16 protein-coding genes are annotated in these 15,720 nt (G+C 48.3%); 4 read left to right on the top strand and 12 right to left on the bottom strand.

The window, feature by feature from the left end:
• The first annotated feature begins 133 nt into the window (after window positions 1-133).
• On the top strand, window positions 134-1,498 hold the full coding sequence (locus MHH91_RS01955) for an aspartate kinase (RefSeq protein WP_014471434.1): 1,365 nt from the start codon (window positions 134-136) through the stop codon (window positions 1,496-1,498).
• A 94-nt stretch (window positions 1,499-1,592) separates the two neighbouring features.
• A complete protein-coding gene (locus MHH91_RS01950; RefSeq protein ID WP_013351006.1) occupies window positions 1,593-1,694 on the top strand; it encodes a YjcZ family sporulation protein in 102 nt (33 codons plus the stop codon).
• Between the two features lie 147 nt (window positions 1,695-1,841).
• On the opposite strand, the gene MHH91_RS01945 is transcribed toward MHH91_RS01950, so the two are convergent.
• From MHH91_RS01945 to MHH91_RS01930, 4 genes are all read right to left on the bottom strand, one after another.
• Entirely contained in the window at window positions 1,842-1,961 is a 120-nt protein-coding gene (locus tag MHH91_RS01945; protein WP_013351005.1) for a PhrC/PhrF family phosphatase-inhibitory pheromone, read from the bottom strand.
• Window positions 1,945-3,093 carry a response regulator aspartate phosphatase gene (locus MHH91_RS01940; RefSeq protein WP_013351004.1) on the bottom strand — a complete coding sequence of 383 codons (1,149 nt, stop codon included), beginning with the start codon at window positions 3,091-3,093 and terminating at the stop codon, window positions 1,945-1,947. Before MHH91_RS01940 ends, MHH91_RS01945 begins: the two co-directional genes overlap by 17 nt.
• 158 nt (window positions 3,094-3,251) lie before the next feature.
• Window positions 3,252-4,679: a sensor histidine kinase gene (locus tag MHH91_RS01935; RefSeq protein ID WP_161988189.1), complete on the bottom strand. Its 1,428-nt coding sequence runs from the start codon at window positions 4,677-4,679 to the stop codon at window positions 3,252-3,254.
• Complete coding sequence (locus MHH91_RS01930) at window positions 4,666-5,349, bottom strand: response regulator transcription factor (protein ID WP_013351002.1); 684 nt, start codon at window positions 5,347-5,349, stop codon at window positions 4,666-4,668. Before MHH91_RS01930 ends, MHH91_RS01935 begins: the two co-directional genes overlap by 14 nt.
• Window positions 5,350-5,561: 212 nt before the next feature.
• Here MHH91_RS01930 and MHH91_RS01925 point away from each other — a divergent pair, with 212 nt between their 5' ends.
• Both MHH91_RS01925 and MHH91_RS01920 read left to right on the top strand, forming a co-directional pair.
• Window positions 5,562-6,998: an ABC transporter permease gene (locus MHH91_RS01925; RefSeq protein ID WP_013351001.1), complete on the top strand. Its 1,437-nt coding sequence runs from the start codon at window positions 5,562-5,564 to the stop codon at window positions 6,996-6,998.
• Between the two features lie 14 nt (window positions 6,999-7,012).
• Window positions 7,013-7,696, top strand: coding sequence for an ABC transporter ATP-binding protein (locus MHH91_RS01920; protein WP_014469746.1), 684 nt, complete (start codon window positions 7,013-7,015; stop codon window positions 7,694-7,696).
• A gap of 103 nt (window positions 7,697-7,799) precedes the next feature.
• On the opposite strand, the gene MHH91_RS01915 is transcribed toward MHH91_RS01920, so the two are convergent.
• The 8 genes from MHH91_RS01915 to MHH91_RS01880 form a co-directional block, all read right to left on the bottom strand.
• A complete protein-coding gene (locus tag MHH91_RS01915; protein WP_013350999.1) occupies window positions 7,800-9,146 on the bottom strand; it encodes an MmgE/PrpD family protein in 1,347 nt (448 codons plus the stop codon).
• Window positions 9,143-10,294, bottom strand: a complete 1,152-nt coding sequence (locus tag MHH91_RS01910; protein WP_013350998.1) for a M20 peptidase aminoacylase family protein — start codon at window positions 10,292-10,294, stop codon at window positions 9,143-9,145. Before MHH91_RS01910 ends, MHH91_RS01915 begins: the two co-directional genes overlap by 4 nt.
• 17 nt (window positions 10,295-10,311) lie before the next feature.
• Entirely contained in the window at window positions 10,312-11,061 is a 750-nt protein-coding gene (locus tag MHH91_RS01905; protein ID WP_013350997.1) for an amino acid ABC transporter ATP-binding protein, read from the bottom strand.
• Between the two features lie 13 nt (window positions 11,062-11,074).
• Window positions 11,075-11,749, bottom strand: a complete 675-nt coding sequence (locus MHH91_RS01900) for an amino acid ABC transporter permease (protein WP_014469745.1) — start codon at window positions 11,747-11,749, stop codon at window positions 11,075-11,077.
• 22 nt (window positions 11,750-11,771) lie between these two features.
• Window positions 11,772-12,563 (bottom strand): amino acid ABC transporter substrate-binding protein, encoded by a 792-nt coding sequence (locus tag MHH91_RS01895; protein ID WP_013350995.1) that lies wholly within the window; start codon window positions 12,561-12,563, stop codon window positions 11,772-11,774.
• Between the two features lie 28 nt (window positions 12,564-12,591).
• The gene (locus tag MHH91_RS01890; protein WP_013350994.1) at window positions 12,592-13,083 is read right to left on the bottom strand and encodes a GNAT family N-acetyltransferase; all 492 of its coding nucleotides are present in this window, start codon (window positions 13,081-13,083) and stop codon (window positions 12,592-12,594) included.
• A gap of 12 nt (window positions 13,084-13,095) precedes the next feature.
• The gene (locus MHH91_RS01885; protein ID WP_014469744.1) at window positions 13,096-14,418 is read right to left on the bottom strand and encodes an LLM class flavin-dependent oxidoreductase; all 1,323 of its coding nucleotides are present in this window, start codon (window positions 14,416-14,418) and stop codon (window positions 13,096-13,098) included.
• 171 nt (window positions 14,419-14,589) lie between these two features.
• Entirely contained in the window at window positions 14,590-15,708 is a 1,119-nt protein-coding gene (locus MHH91_RS01880; RefSeq protein WP_014471430.1) for a GerAB/ArcD/ProY family transporter, read from the bottom strand.
• Window positions 15,709-15,720: the final 12 nt, after the last annotated feature.

Here is a 15,720-nt window from a genome sequence, read left to right as displayed (position 1 = left end):
GAAAGCAGCTGAATTCCTCTCCATAAATACAAATGTACTCATCGAGAAGAAAAAATCCTTGATTTACATGTTCGAAAGAGAGATAATAAAAATTAAATTTGTGAGAAAATTTAAACATTAGGGGATGTAAATCATGAAAGTTGTAAAATTCGGAGGCAGCTCCCTAGCGTCAGGAGCCCAGCTTGAGAAAGTGTTTCAAATCGTGACGGCCGATCCCGCGCGGAAAGCCGTCGTCGTATCGGCGCCAGGAAAACGCTTCTCGAACGATACAAAGGTGACGGATCTGTTAATCCGCTGTGCGGAGCATTATTTGCAAAAAGGAGCAGCGCCCGAGCTTGCCGAAACGGTCATTGAGCGGTACGCCGCCATCGCGCGCGAGCTGGATCTGGATTTCTCTATTATAGAAAGAATCCGTCGTGACTTATTCGCTCTCTTAAACAGCTGCAAAACCAATCTCGACCGGTATATGGATGCGGTGAAAGCGAGCGGCGAAGACAATAACGCGAAGCTGATCGCAGCCTACTTCCGCAGGCAGGGCGTGAAAGCGGAATACGTAAACCCGAAAGAAGCGGGGCTGTTTGTGACGAATGAGCCCGGCAGCGCGCAGGTGCTTCCTGAGTCTTATGATCATTTATACCGTCTGAGAAACCGCGAAGGATTGATCATTTTTCCGGGATTTTTCGGATATACGAAGGAGCATGAGATTGTGACGTTTTCCCGGAGCGGTTCAGATATTACAGGCTCCATTCTCGCCAACGGCCTAAAAGCCGACCTGTATGAGAACTTTACCGATGTGGACGCCGTCTATTCCGTCAATCCGTCAATCGTGCCGCACCCGAAAGAAATTAACGAACTGACGTATCGGGAAATGCGTGAGCTCTCCTATGCCGGGTTTTCCGTTTTTCATGATGAAGCGCTTATTCCCGCATTTCGTGCCGGCATCCCTGTTCAGATTAAAAACACGAACAATCCCGATGCGAAAGGAACGCGCGTCGTCAGCAGCCGTGACAACACGAACGGGCCGGTCATCGGCATCGCAAGCGACACGGGCTTTTGCAGCATTTACATAAGCAAATATTTAATGAACCGGGAAATCGGTTTCGGCCGCAAAGCCCTTCATATTTTGGAGGAAGAAGGATTGACGTATGAACACGTTCCATCCGGCATTGACGATATCACGATCATTCTTCGGCACAATCAGATGGATTCGGAACTGGAACAGAAGCTCGTCACCCGTCTGAAGCAGGAACTTCAAGCTGATGAAGTCACTGTCAGGCACAATCTGGCGCTGATTATGGTCGTCGGGGAAGCGATGCGCCATAATGTCGGCACAACCGCCAGGGCATCCAAAGCGCTGTCGGGAGCCGGCGTCAACATCGAGATGATCAATCAGGGGTCATCGGAAGTCAGTATGATGTTCGGAGTGAAAGAAGAACAGGAAAAACACGCGGTGCGGGCACTGTATGACGAATTTTTCGCCGGGGTCTTACTCTCATAGGAAACAGCCTCTTTTTTCTCTTGTCCACTAATATCCCTTACAGAACAGCTTCTGAAACATATTGTATGGTATAGACAATATGGAGGTGAAGCAAATGATGGGATACTCAGGTGGCGGAATCAGCTCTTTCGCTTTGATCGTTGTTTTATTTATCCTGTTAGTAATTGTAGGTACTGCCTTCGTCGGCGGTTACTAAACATCACTCCGTCTATATGAAGACGCTGCGGGTTTTGACCTGCGGCGTTTTCTTTTTGTTTTCCGCCGCTGCCCAAATCCGGACACACAAAAAAGACTGCCGCGATCATTCTCAGGCAGTCTTTTCCTTTGTTCAGTTATTTTCTTCTCACGTCATTCCTCTTTCAGCCACATGGAATTCAGCCTGATCTGTCTGGCTTACACCTGCAGCTGTAAAAATCGCGGCGGCTGCTAAACAAATAACAAACCATTTAGATTTCAATTTCATACAAACCCTCACTCCTTTGTATTTGTTTCCTTGCCTCTTCGACTTTCAGAAAATAGTCAGAAGAAATTTTAAAGCAATTTTGTTCATAGTAATATTTAGCTGCTTCTAGTGCTAAATCCTCTATATCGGCGTATAAATTTTTATCTTCGAGGTAACGGAAACATGCGCTGATTTTTTCCTCATCCGGTTTCGCCTGATACAGAGCCTGCAGCCATTCGAATTTTACCGTGTAAACGGGATCGTCTGTTTCTTTAGCATATTCATATCCCCGCTTGTGATATTCCGATGCTTTATCTTTTTTTCCGAGTTTAAAGTAAATGAGTGTGATTAGAAAATATGCCTGAGGGAGAGAATTGACGATTCTTTGTGATTCAAATGTATCAACTGCCCGTTCAAAGTACGGTATGGCTTCATCGATGCGGTTCTGATTGTAGTAGCACAGTCCGAGGTTATACAGCGCCCTCCCGACAAGCTGCGCTTTTTGTTCTTTTTCGGCCATTTGCAGAGCGTGCTGAAAATGTTTGGCCGCCTGTTCAAAACGTCTTTCATCCATTAAATTGACGCCGAACACAAAATGGCATTGAATGATCCGGACGTTGTATGTGTCCTGCTCTACGTAAATTTCATAAGCATTTTTTATATGTATCAAAGAAAAATACGTTTGTTTCATATGATAATAAGCTTCGGCCACTTTAAAATAAAACTCCGCGCGCTCCACGTGGTCCGATACGAAGGCCAATTTTTTCTCAGCCTGTTTATAATACGTGATCGCTGATATAAATTCTCTTTTATCAAATTCAAACATGCCTTTGAAAAAGTTGACGTAATAATCGAGAAGCCCTTTGAGCCCGGCCTGGCTGTTATCTATGTTATCGAGAATTTCCGACAGGGTCGGCTGGTCTTCTATTTTCAATTTCTCCAGCGGCTCCAAATAGTCCAGCATCAGCTGATGGCGAAATTCCATGAGGGAATAATAAAGTACTAAGTTCGAATCAGGCTCCATATGGTCAAGCTCTTGTTTGATCTCGGCCTTCAAGATCTCTGCATCCGGCACGCTGAATGTTCTTATGTATCGGTACCACTCGTTAATCTTCTGCCCGACTGCTGAAGAAGGAATTAACCCGCTCTTCATTCCTTCACCCTCCCCATCCAAGACCTGTTTACCAGTTATTTTATCACGTTTCCGTGTCTTTCCATCCCGAAAAACACGCAAACTTTGTTTCGGCAGAGCGCAATTTTTCGAAGGGAAGATAAAACAGCCGGCAGCCAAACAGACTGCCGGTTTCAAGATTATTCATTTTTCGTATTCAGCGGAAGGCGGATTGTAAAGGTTGTGCCTTGTCCCTTTTCGCTGTTAATGTCTATCGTGCCTTTGTGCAGTTCGACGAGCTGCTTCACGATGGACAGGCCGAGACCGTATTCACCGTATGCCGTATTCGTTCGTGACACGTCCGCCTTATAAAACCGCTCCCATATATGCTCAATTTCTTCTTTGGAAATACCGATTCCGGTGTCTTCAATTTCAATAATTGTTTCCTTATAGCCTTCATACCCGCGCAGCGTAATGTCTCCGTTTTGCGTAAATTGAATGCTGTTTTTCGTAATGTTGACGAGAATCTGGATCAGCCTGTCATAATCGGCGAACACTTTGACGCCGGCCTCCACTTGAATCCGGAGCCGATTTTGTTTTTCCTCCGCTTGCTGATTGAGATGCTCTTTAATAATTTCAAACACTTCGATGAGCGGCAGACTCAGCTTGTCCAGCTTGATTTGCTGAGATCTGATTTTTTCATAATCCAAGTTTTCCTTCACGAGCCTGAGCATCCGCTTCGTCTCTTCACTGATCAGAGAGAAGCATTTCTCTTTATCTTTTTCGGGAATGGTGTTGCTGTTGAGTCCCTCCACAAGTCCGTTAATGGTCGTCAATGGCGTTCTCAGTTCATGAGAAACATCGGCGATAAATTGGCGCCTCCGCTTTTCAAGGCGGTCAATCTGTTCTCGCGATTGCTTCAGATTATGGGCCATCGTATTGAAATCGGACGCCAGCATGCCGATTTCATCACCGCCGCTGTTCTTAAGCGATATATCGTAATCACCGGACGCCACTTTTCCGGTCGCATCCCGCAATGTCTGAATCCGTTTGACGTGTAATTTAGATAGAAGCCAGCTTAACAGTATCGTGATGATAAGGGTGCTGATGATCGCGTAAAACATATAACGGTTGACCTGGCTGATCATCTGCTCGACCCCTCTGACGGGAGACACGAGCAGCACCGCGCCTTTAAATTGATCGTTGATAAAAAGCGGCTTTGCGACAAGCGAGACTTCTAAGCCTTCCGTATTAAAACGGTTCATCTCCGCTCTGATCTGAACGGTTTTGCCTTGCTTCAGCATGTGCCACTCTTTATTTTTGAGCTTCTCACGCGGCGGCATATCATCAGGAAAAAAGTAAGGCCGCTGATGTTCATCAAAAATAATAAACCGGGTCTCGCGCGTTTTTAACATGTCCTGATAGGGATACAAACGGCGCAGATCAAGATCGCGGCCGTTCAGCTCACTTGTGATCTGTTGGGCATAGGATGACAGCTCATCCACTTTGTTTTGATACGCAAAATCTTTCACAAAATGCGAAAACAGGGAAATGATGATGAAAAAGGCCAAAATCAAGATGCTGACATGGCTCAGCAGCAGCTGATATAAGTATTTAATCCTCATCAAATTTGTATCCTACCCCCCACACAGTGTACAAAAACGGTTTTTCGTCACTGGACAGTTTTTTACGCAGCCGTTTAATATGAACATCAACAGTACGTTCATCACCGTAAAATTGATAGCCCCACACCTGCTCAAGCAGCTGTTCTCTTGAGAAGACCTGGCGTGGGTTCTGTACGAGATAAAAGAGCAGATCAAATTCCTTCGGCGTCAGATTCTCGACGGATTTTCCGTGAAGAAACACTTCCCGCGTCTTCTTATTAATTGAAAAGCATGCCGTTTCGATCAAGTCGTCGCTTTTTACGGCCTGCCCCGTCGCCCGGTATCTTCTGATCACCGCTTTAATCCGCGCCACAAGCGTCAGCGGGCTGAACGGCTTAGTGACATAATCGTCGGCCCCCATTTCAAACCCGATTACCTGATCGGACTCAGTGTCCTTTGCGGTCAGCATAATAATCGGCACACTGCTCGTCTCTCTTATTTTCCGGCAGATCGTCACTCCGTCCATGGATGGAAGCATAATGTCCAGAATGACCAAATCCCAGTCCTCCTCCGTAAACCGCTGATAGCCTTCCACTCCGTCATGGACAAATTCGGCTTCAAATCCTTCTTTAAAAAAGAACATTTCCGTCATGGTGCATACGCTTATATTGTCTTCTATCATTAATATCTTCATTGTATCCTCCGCTTATCTTGAAGCTTTTTCTTATAATAGCACCATTTTACCCGGATGTTTTCCCGTTTCACAATTGTTAGTTTTTATTTCATCACCCGGAAATAGTTTGTTCATATTTTTTTCATACATTTCTCCTACTATATACATATCGGATGACCGGTGCTAAAGAAGGCCGGTTTTACAAGATCTGACACCCACACGGAGGAACAGACATGAATTTTATAAAAAGAGCCTTTTGGAGCATGAAGGCAAAAAAGGGAAAAACATTATTGCAGCTGATTGTGTTTTCGGTGATTTGTATTTTTGTCCTGTCCGGCCTTACGATCCAGTCAGCGGCAAAGAAATCAAGCGAACTGGCCAGGCAGCAGCTCGGCGGGAGTGTCACACTCCAGGTTGACCGCCAAAAGCAAATGGCGCAGCAGCAAAAAGACGGTGAAAAAAGGACGTTTGAATCAACGCCGATTTCCGTCTCGGATGCCAAGAAGCTTACATCTTTACAGCACGTGAAAAATTACAACTTTCTCACGACAGCGTCAGCAAACGCAGAAAGCTTTGACGCGATAGAAAGCTCAGACGCATCAGCCGATAACAATTCCGGCGGAAGCCGTTTTCAAGGCGGCGGAAGACAGATGATGTCAGCGGACATTTCGATCGAAGGCGTGCTCTCTACGGCACTGCTTGACGATTTCACGGACGGCAGCTCAAAAATCACGGACGGCCGCGCCATCACAAAAACAGATGCGGACGCAAAAGTCGCAGTGATCAATAAAACACTGGCAGATCAAAACAAGCTGAAGGTCGGCGGCTCCATTACCGTTTCCTCAGCATCAGATGATTCGGTGAAAACGAAGCTTAAAATTGTGGGAATCTATAAAACAACATCTTCCGGAGATGATCAGGCACAGCATTTTTCATTCTTAAATCCTGATAACAAAATCTATACGCCTTACACCGCCGCAGCGGCGTTAAAAGGATCTGACAACAAAAACAAAATCAGCTCAGCCGTTTATTACATGGATGATGCCAAATATATTGACTCATTCGTTGCGGCTGCGAAAAAAACATCCATAGATTATAAAACGTACACGCTGACGACGAATGATCAGGTGTATCAGCAAATGGTCGGCCCGATTGAAAATGTCGCGTCGTTTTCTAAAAACGTGGTGTATCTTGTATCCATCGCGGGCGCGGTCATTCTCGGATTAATCGTGATGATGTCGATCAGGGAACGCAAGTATGAAATGGGTGTCTTAATGGCGATCGGCGAAAAACGCTGGAAGCTCATCGGACAATTCCTAACGGAAATACTGGCGGTCGCCGTCATCGCCATCGGTATCGCATCTGTCACAGGCAGCCTTGTAGCGAATCAGCTCGGAAACCAGCTTCTTTCTCAGCAGGTCAGCTCAGCCGATGATTCACAGCAGCAAGCAAGCGGCTGGGGCGGCGGAGAAATGCCGCGCGGAGGCGGTATGTTCGGCCGGCATTCATCAAGCACGGACGTCATCAGCACGATGCAGGTAAACGTCTCGCTGAATGACCTTCTGATTCTTGGCGGTATCGGCATCGCGATTGCCGTCATCGCCACATTACTGCCGTCTGTATCAGTCATGCGGCTTCATCCTAAAACCATCCTGACCAAGCAGGAATAAGAGGAGGCAGCGTAATGAGCCTATTAACCTTTCAACAGACCGGCTATTGGTACCAAGACAAATCACAGCCGCTGTTTCAGGATATAACGATCAGCTTTGAAAAAGGGAAGTTTTATACAATTGTCGGCGCCTCCGGAACGGGGAAAACAACGTTTCTGTCTCTGGCGGGCGGTCTTGACACACCTAAAGAGGGAAGCATCCTTTATAACGGAGAAGATATCTCCAAAATCGGACTGACCAAATTCAGAAATCAATATGTCTCTATCGTCTTTCAATCTTATAATCTGATTCCGTATATGACAGCGCTCCAGAATATCACAACGGCGATGGAGATTACCGGATCTAAAGAGAAAAACAAAGATGCGTTCGCGCTCAGCATGCTGGAAAGAGTGGGTATTACGGAACAGCAGGCCCGGCAGCGGGTGCTGACATTAAGCGGCGGACAGCAGCAGCGGGTTTCGATTGCGCGGGCTTTCTGCTGTGACACGGATTTAATTTGTGCGGACGAGCCGACGGGAAACCTCGACGAGGATACGTCAAAGGAAATCGTCCGGCTCTTTCAGGATCTGGCGCATAAAGACAGCAAATGCGTCATCATGGTCACGCATGATGAACAAATTTCCAAAGTTTCGGATATCAACATCCGCTTATCAAGAGGAAGTTTCACCGTAAAAGAAAACGGCACAGCCGTTTCCTGAAACCGCGCCCCTGCCAGCGCAGACAGGGGCGCACCCTATATCCCCCTATTCAATAGAAGTGAACGTAAAAAAAGCGAGGGCTGCATCCCCTCGCTTTTTTTATTTATATCAGCTGTAAATAACGTTCAATATTCGGCTGTCCGGCTGCTTTGATCAACTCTGCCGCTCTTTTCTCTTCTCCTGGCAAAGCGAGCCTGAGTTTGTCTTCAATGTCTTTTTCAGAAAGACCGTTTCCCGGCGCACCCTTCGGACAGTCGATACGCGCTTCATACACATGATTGCCGGCAGCCGTAACCCGTACAATTGTAAAACGGCCCTTCGGAACGGCGTTGTCAGCCGGCTGAATTTGATCATCATAGCCGCGGTGAATCCGCGCGAACCCCTTTTGAAGGAATTCCGGAATCGGCTCGGATGTGAAATGTTCAGCTGAAAGATCTTTACCGTGCAAAGCTAACGAGATCACATATTCCACACTGAACCGTCCCGCTTCGCCGGTTTTCGGACGCCGTTCTGTCAATGCGGCGTCCCCGCCAGGCGGATAAATTACGTCGACCCGTTCCGTTTGGCTGAAGGTGAGACCGTGCTCGGCCTTCAGCTTGAGAATGGCGTCCGCCGCATGATGGGCAGCCGAGCAAAACGGATACACCTTAAACCAAAGTCCCGGGCTCGTGATCCGCCAAGGTTTTCCCCATCCGTTTAAAAGCAAAGTTTCTGCCCGTTCAAGATCGCCGTACAGCCCGAAAAAGCCTTTCTCCCCGTCAAGCGCATGAGCTGACCCGCCAAAACCGGCCTGCGCAAGCTTGACGGCGAACAATCCGGCTTGAGCGGCCAGCCCGGCATGGAGCGGCTTCATTTCCGTTCCGAATTGCACACGCATGCCTCCGGAACGGGCGGCCGCAAACCCGATCGCTTTCTGCAACTGATGATGATTCAGGTTCTCCGCAAACCCGACGGCGCACGCGGCCGCAATCGCGCCTAACGTCCCCGTATTGTGCCACCCTTTTTCGTAATGAGATCTTCCCGATGACTCACCGAGCCGCGCCATCACTTCGATTCCTGTCACGTAAGCACCGAGAAAACGGCTCTTGTCTATACGGCCTGATGATGCGGCTGCAATCAGAGCCGGAAGGATGACGGCGCTCGGGTGCCCTCTTACATCAGAATGGACATCGTCAAAATCAAGCGCATGGGCGATGAATCCGTTAATCAGCGCGGATTGGGACGGCGTTGTTTTTTGTTTTCTGCCGATAAGCGGAGCTATCGGCGCTCCGCCTTCTTCTTCGGCCAGCTTTATCAGTTTCTCAATGCCTTTATCCCGTCTTCCCGCAAAGGCTGCCGCTGTAAAATCAAGCAGCCCTTTGCGCGCTTCTTTCATCGCTTCGGCGGATGTTTCCGGCACAGACGACATGACGGCCTGAGCAAGCCCGGCCGTCAGATTTTCCGTATTCATTCCGTCTGCTCCAATACATTGACGGCAAGCCGGGCGAAAAACTCAGCCGCGGCCGGAAGCGCTTTTTCGTCGAGTGTGAAGGCTGGATGATGCCATTCTTCTGTTCCGTTTGTTCCCATCCAAACGAAGAAGCCGGGGATTTTTTCTTGATATAAGGCGAAGTCCTCACCGCCGGGAGACTGTTCTGCCCGAACGGTTTGAAGCCCGAGGCTTTCAGCCGTTTGTTCCGCCGTCTGTATGAAACGGGCGTCGTTCATGACTGACGGGAGGTAAGGAAACCAGCGGAATTCAGCTTCTGCCCCGAATCCGGCGGCGATTCCTTCAGCAACCCGCTTCATATGTTTCGGAACAGCTTCCCGCGCTTCTTTTTGAAACGTACGGACGGTCCCTTCCATTTCAACACGATCCGGGATGACATTCCAAGAACTGCCGCCTTGAACTCTGGTGATGCTGACGACGGCATTATGGAGCGAGCTGATATTTCTGCTGACAACCGATTGCAGGCCGCCGATGATCTGCCCTGCCGCCTGAATCGGATCGATGCTGTTGTCGGGAATTCCGGCGTGCCCGCCTTTTCCTTTAACGGTCATTTCAAAGCGGTCGACACTCGCCATCAGCGGGCCTTCTTTCAGGCCGACCGTGCCGACTGGGAGATCGGGTTTGTTATGCATGCCGAATATCGCCGATACACCCTCAAGGGCGCCGGCTTCAATGACCTGTCTCGCTCCGGCGGCGATTTCTTCGGCAGGCTGGAAAATAAACCGGACCGTTCCTTTCAGCTCATGCTTTCTATCATTTAATAAGAAAGCCGTGCCGAGAATAGATGCCGTATGAAAATCATGACCGCAGGCATGCATCACGCCGCTGTTTCGCGAAGCAAACGGGAGGTTTGTTTTCTCTTCGATCGGCAATGCGTCGATGTCCGCTCTGACAGCGATGACGGGGCCGCTTTTGTCGCCTTTGATTTCAGCGATCACTCCGGTTTGAAGTTTCGGAACATCAAGAACCGAGATACCTTCTTCCTCCAGCCAGCGGCGGATTTTACCCGTCGTTTCGTATTCCTCGCCTGACAGCTCAGGGTATTCATGAAGGTCGCGGCGGATATTGATTAAACGTTTGTTTAATGATTCATACGTTTCATTTGCCATTTTTTCTTCATCCCTTCTTAGACAAGTTCGGCAGGCTCTCCCACTTGCTTAATGAATTTTTTCGTCCGTTCGTTCTGCGGATTGTCAAACAGCTCTTCCGGCGTTCCCTGCTCGATGATGCGTCCGTCCGCCATAAATATGACCTGGTCGGCAACTTCACGCGCAAAAGCCATCTCATGAGTGACGATGACCATGGTTGTCTGTTTTTCGGCAATTGATTTGATGACTTGGAGCACCCCGGCTACAAGCTCCGGATCAAGGGCCGAAGTCGGTTCATCCAGTAAAATCGCATGGGGATCAACGGCCAGGGCGCGCGCAATCCCGATCCGCTGCTGCTGTCCGCCTGACATCGTAATCGGGTAGCTGTCCGCTTTGTGCTCTAAACCGACTTGCCGCAGCAGATCCATACCGATCTGTTCCGCTTCTTTTTTCGGTTTCTTTTGCGCAGTGATCAGCGCTTCTGTCACGTTTTGCAGGGCGGTTTTGTTTTTAAACAGGTTGTAATTCTGAAACACCATCGCCGTCTGCTGGCGAAGCTTGTGTACGTCTTTGCGCGAATAGGACGCTGCATTCAGCTTGGCATCACCGATTTCAATGATGCCGTCATCCGGGCGCTCCAGCAGATTCAGACAGCGGAGGAGCGTTGATTTTCCCGAGCCTGACGGGCCGATGATGGCCGTGACTTCACCGCTCTTGATCTCAAGATCGATCCCGTCAAGAACAGTAAGGTCTTTAAATGCTTTTCGAATGTGTCTGACTTGTATCATCCCGAGCCTCCTCCTATGTGCGATAAGGCTTGCTGATCGCCCGTTCGAGCAGATCCTGCAGCACGCTGTAAATAATCGTAAGAATCCAATACATGATTGCGACGGCTAAATACGTCTCAAAATATTTGAGGTTGCCTGATGCGTACATTTTCCCTTGGGCGAACATCTCCATCACTCCTAATGTAAAGGCGAGCGATGTTTCTTTTAACAGGCCGATAAACGTATTTCCCGTTGCGGGAAGCGCGTTTCTGATGGCCTGCGGAAAAATGATCCGCCTGTACGCCTGGGATTTTGTCATTCCGACAGAAAGACATGCTTCAAGCTGCCCCTCATCGACTGAGTTGAGCGCGGCGCGAAAAATTTCAGCCAGGTAGGCGGCATTTTTCAGGCTTAACCCGATAATCGCCGCAGTTAACGCCGTCATCTTGCTCATTCCGGGGAACAGCTGAGGCAGGCCGTAATAAATTAGGAAAAGCTGAACGAGCGTCGGCACGCCCCGGAAAAATGAAATATACACCTTTGACAGCTGGTGAAGCACAGGAATACGATTTTTCGTGATAAGCGCTAATATAAGGCCTCCGATCACGGCAAATACCATGGCCGCGACAGCCATTACTAATGTGATCGGCAAGGCTTCGATTAACGCGGGAAAAGCTGAAAACATAAATCCCCAATCAATGCTGTTCATTCTCGATTTTCACCGCCGTTTCTTAATGCTTTTCTTCCGTTGTAATGTCTTCTTTAAAGTATTTTTCTGACAGCTTTTTCAGCGTGCCGTCTTTCTGCAGTTCTTCAATGGCTTTGTTTACTTTTTTGCGGATTTTATCGTGTGCCGCATCCTTCGCAAACGGGAAAGCGACTTTTTCATAGACAATCGGGTCTCCTGCCAATTTCAAAGGCAGACCGGTCTTTTTGATTTGGGCGATCAGGAGGCTGCGGCTGTTTACGTAAGCGTCAACGCGTCCGTAAGCCACGTCTTTCAGCGTACCTTCTTGTGTTTCATACGTTTTAATGTTGATTTTTTTATCCGGGTCCTTGCTCTCAAGGTTTTTCGCGTGGTTTGAGCCCAGAACGGCCGCCACTGTTTTTCCTTTTAGATCATTGACTGATTTGATGTCTTTGTTATCGTTTTTGACGACAATTTGAGTGCCCGCATAGGAATACGGTTCTGTAAAGTTATACGTTTTCTTGCGTTCACCCGTGACAGCGACCTGGTTTGAGATAGTGTCGAGTTTGCCGGTCTGGAGCTCGCCCATCAGTCCGCTGAATTCAAGCAGCTTCCAGTCCAGCTTCATGTTGATTTTTTTCGCTACGGCTTCCATGACATCCACGTCAAAGCCGGTCAGCTTGCCGTTTTCTTTATATGCGAACGGATAGCTTTGTCCCGTGGCGCCGACATGCAGCACGTTACCTCCGTCTTCGCTTTCTTTTCCGTTACCGCATGCTGATAAGACCGCCAAAAGCGCGGCAAACAGCAGCAAAGCCCATGTTTTCTTTTTCATTGAACTCCCGCCTTTTTCTATGAATATGTTAATTCTGCAATTGTTTTTTTAAATAGATGGTGATGTGTCCTTTTCCTAAATCCTTTTCGCCTGCACGGACGTAGCCTTTCCGCTCGTACATGCCGATCAGCCACGGATGCTTGTCTGCTGTACCCAATGATACGAAGGGGGCTTTTAAAGTATCGCGAAGCACCGTGTTCTCCAGCCACTCCAGCATTTCTGAGCCCGTCCCTTTTTTTCCGGTGTCAGGGTCGACGGCGAACCACCAAATATGAGGGACACCGTACGGCCCTGGATTCGGCCCCCACGGCATCCGCAGGGAAATCGTCGCCAGAATCCGTCCGTCTTCCTCCAAAACGTAACAGGCGTTTTTTTGGATGTTATTCAAAACGAGCTCTTTATCCGCCGTTGCTGCGGCAAAGTTTATGCCGAGCTTCCGGATCGGTTCATACGCCCGCAGTGTCAGTGAAAGCAGTTCATCAGCGTCTCTTTCCGTTGCGAGCCGGTATTGTCTTGACATGATGAGCCCTCCTTAGCCGGCATATCGGTTTGCCGGTTTTTCCAGTCCGAAATGTTCTCTCAGCGTCGTTCCTTCATATTCTTTTCTGAACACGCCCCGTTCTTGTAAAATCGGAATCACTTTATCTACAAAAAGAGTGAGACCTTCAGGCAAAAGCGGCGGCATGATGTTGAAGCCGTCACAAGCTTGTTTGTCGACCCATTCTTCCATCTTATCGGCAAGCTGTTCAGGCGTTCCGACAAAGATATGATGACCTCTTGAACCCGCCACATATTTGTACAGCTCGCGGATGGTCATGTTATCGCGCTTGGCCATCTCTTGAACGAGCTTGAAGCGGCTTTTCACGGCATTTGACGCTTCCGCATCCAATTCAGGCAGCGGGCCGTCAAGCGGGTAAGCGGAAAGGTCGACGCCGCCCAAATAGTTTTGCAGAATGTTCAGGCCGACAGACGGGATGATGAGGTCTTGGAGCTCCTCATATTTTGCCTGCGCTTCTTCCTCAGTATCGGCAATCACGGGAAAAATCCCCGGCATGATCGCGATTTTTTCAGGATCACGGCCGAAAGAAGCCGCTTGTTCTTTAATAGAATGATAGAATTCCTGCGCAGATTCCAAATGGTTTTGCGCGGTAAAAATGACCTCCGCCGTTTTGGCGGCCAGCGCCTTTCCGTCTCCTGATGATCCCGCCTGAATGATGACGGGGCGGCCCTGCGGAGTGCGGGCGGCATTTAACGGCCCTCTTACGGAAAAATATGTTCCTTTATGATTCAATTCATGCATTTTGTCTTTATCAAAAAACGTCCCTGATTCTTTGTCGCGGATAAAGGCGTCTTCCTCCCACGAATCCCATAATCCTTTGACGACTTCAACGAATTCTTCCGCGCGCTGATATCTGAGATGGTGCTCAAGATGCTTTTCGCCGCTGAAATTAAGCGCGGTTGATTCAATTGATGATGTGACGACATTCCAGCCCGCGCGGCCGTTGGAAAGATGATCAAGCGATGCAATTTGTCTCGCGATGTGGAACGGTTCACTGTATGTAGTGGAAGCGGTCGCCGTCAGACCGATGCGGGATGTGACCTGAGCGAGCGCCGACAGCAGCGTAAACGGCTCAAAACGCGTTAACACATTCGGATGTGATTTGCTGTCTATTGATAAACTGTCCGCTAAAAACAGCATGTCCAATTTCCCCCGCTCCGCTGTTTTGGCCAGTTCTTTGAAATAATCTAAATTCATGCTCGCGTCCGCCGGAGCCTCAGGATGTCTCCAAGAGGCGACATGATGGCCGGTGCCCGCGAGAAACACACCGAGTTTGATTTCTTTTTTCTTTGTCATGACGTATCTCCTTCTATTCTGAAATACCGTTCGGAAAATATTAACACTACTAAACCTATATTTCCTAGTAAATTTATAAGAATAAATCAAAATGTACAATTGTCAGGCAAGTTTGTCAATGCATTCAGACAAAAATCATGATTTTAAAAATAACCCGGCGCATCGGCCGGGTTATTTCTTCGAAACTGTATAGACGCTCCCTTTGACTTTTTTCTTGATCACGGCAATGATAAGCAGCAAAACGGGGAACAGCACTTGAAACGGAAGATGAATATAGATCGGCACAATTTTTAAGCCTTCATTCATGTGTTCCGAAAAATTGCTTGCGATGCTGATGGAGAGAATCAGTACTCCCAATCCGACCGGCAAGGCCAGCTGGGACGGATTTTTCTCTTTAAACAGCGTGGAGACCCCCACGACAACCGAATATGTAAAAAGACTGACTTTGAAAAAACCGCCGATGACGAGCACGAGCATAAAAAAGACATCCAGCCGGTCTAAAAACTCTTCCACTTTAATCGTCTGTATGGTGCTCAGCAGCGGGAATTGAGAGCGGAGCATTAAGTTGACGTCCAGCACACAAATATTAATCGCCACCGACATCGCCAAAAACAGACCGCTGATGATAATCGCCAGAAATCCTTTTTTCTTCACTTTTTTCCGATCTTTTAAGTAAGGGAAAATCATGACAAACACGATTAATTCACCGAACGGGATGAACATGGTCTGTTTAAACACGGAATAAATGACTGTCCCCATGCCTTCCGCTAAGACAGGCTGGAGAAATCTGAGGTTTATCGTGCCGGAGCTGATAAGGAGGATCAGCCCGATGGCCGTCAGGAAATACATAATGCCAAACAGCAGCTCGCCGGCTCTCGCTATGACTTCAATTCCCTTTCTGACCGCAAATATCGCAGCAATCATCAGCATGGCATTCACAATGACAAGCGGTGTGTCCTGATAGGCGAAGGTGACAAGCATTTCGCCAAAATCCCTCAATACACGGGCGGCGATATAAGCAAAATAGAGAATATAGAGAAGAAAGACCACCCAGCTCAGATGCCTGCCGATCAGTTCGTTCATGTAATCTCTCGGAGAAGACTCAGGAAAATACTGATACAGCGCCTGATAAACGTAGAAAAGTCCGAGACCGACAACGCACCCGAGAAGCACGGACAGCCATGCATCCCGTCCGGCCATCGTGCCCGGCGGGATCAATAACGAACTGCCCAATTCAAACAAAATGATCATAATAAACAGCTGACGCGTGCCGATTTTGGCATTTTCCATGTGCTTTGCTCC

It is taken from the genome of Bacillus sp. FSL K6-2819 (assembly GCF_038008305.1).
GTDB lineage: Bacteria > Bacillota > Bacilli > Bacillales > Bacillaceae > Bacillus > Bacillus amyloliquefaciens.
Note: the sequence above shows the minus strand (reverse complement) of the source record. Positions and strands in the feature narration are given on the sequence as shown.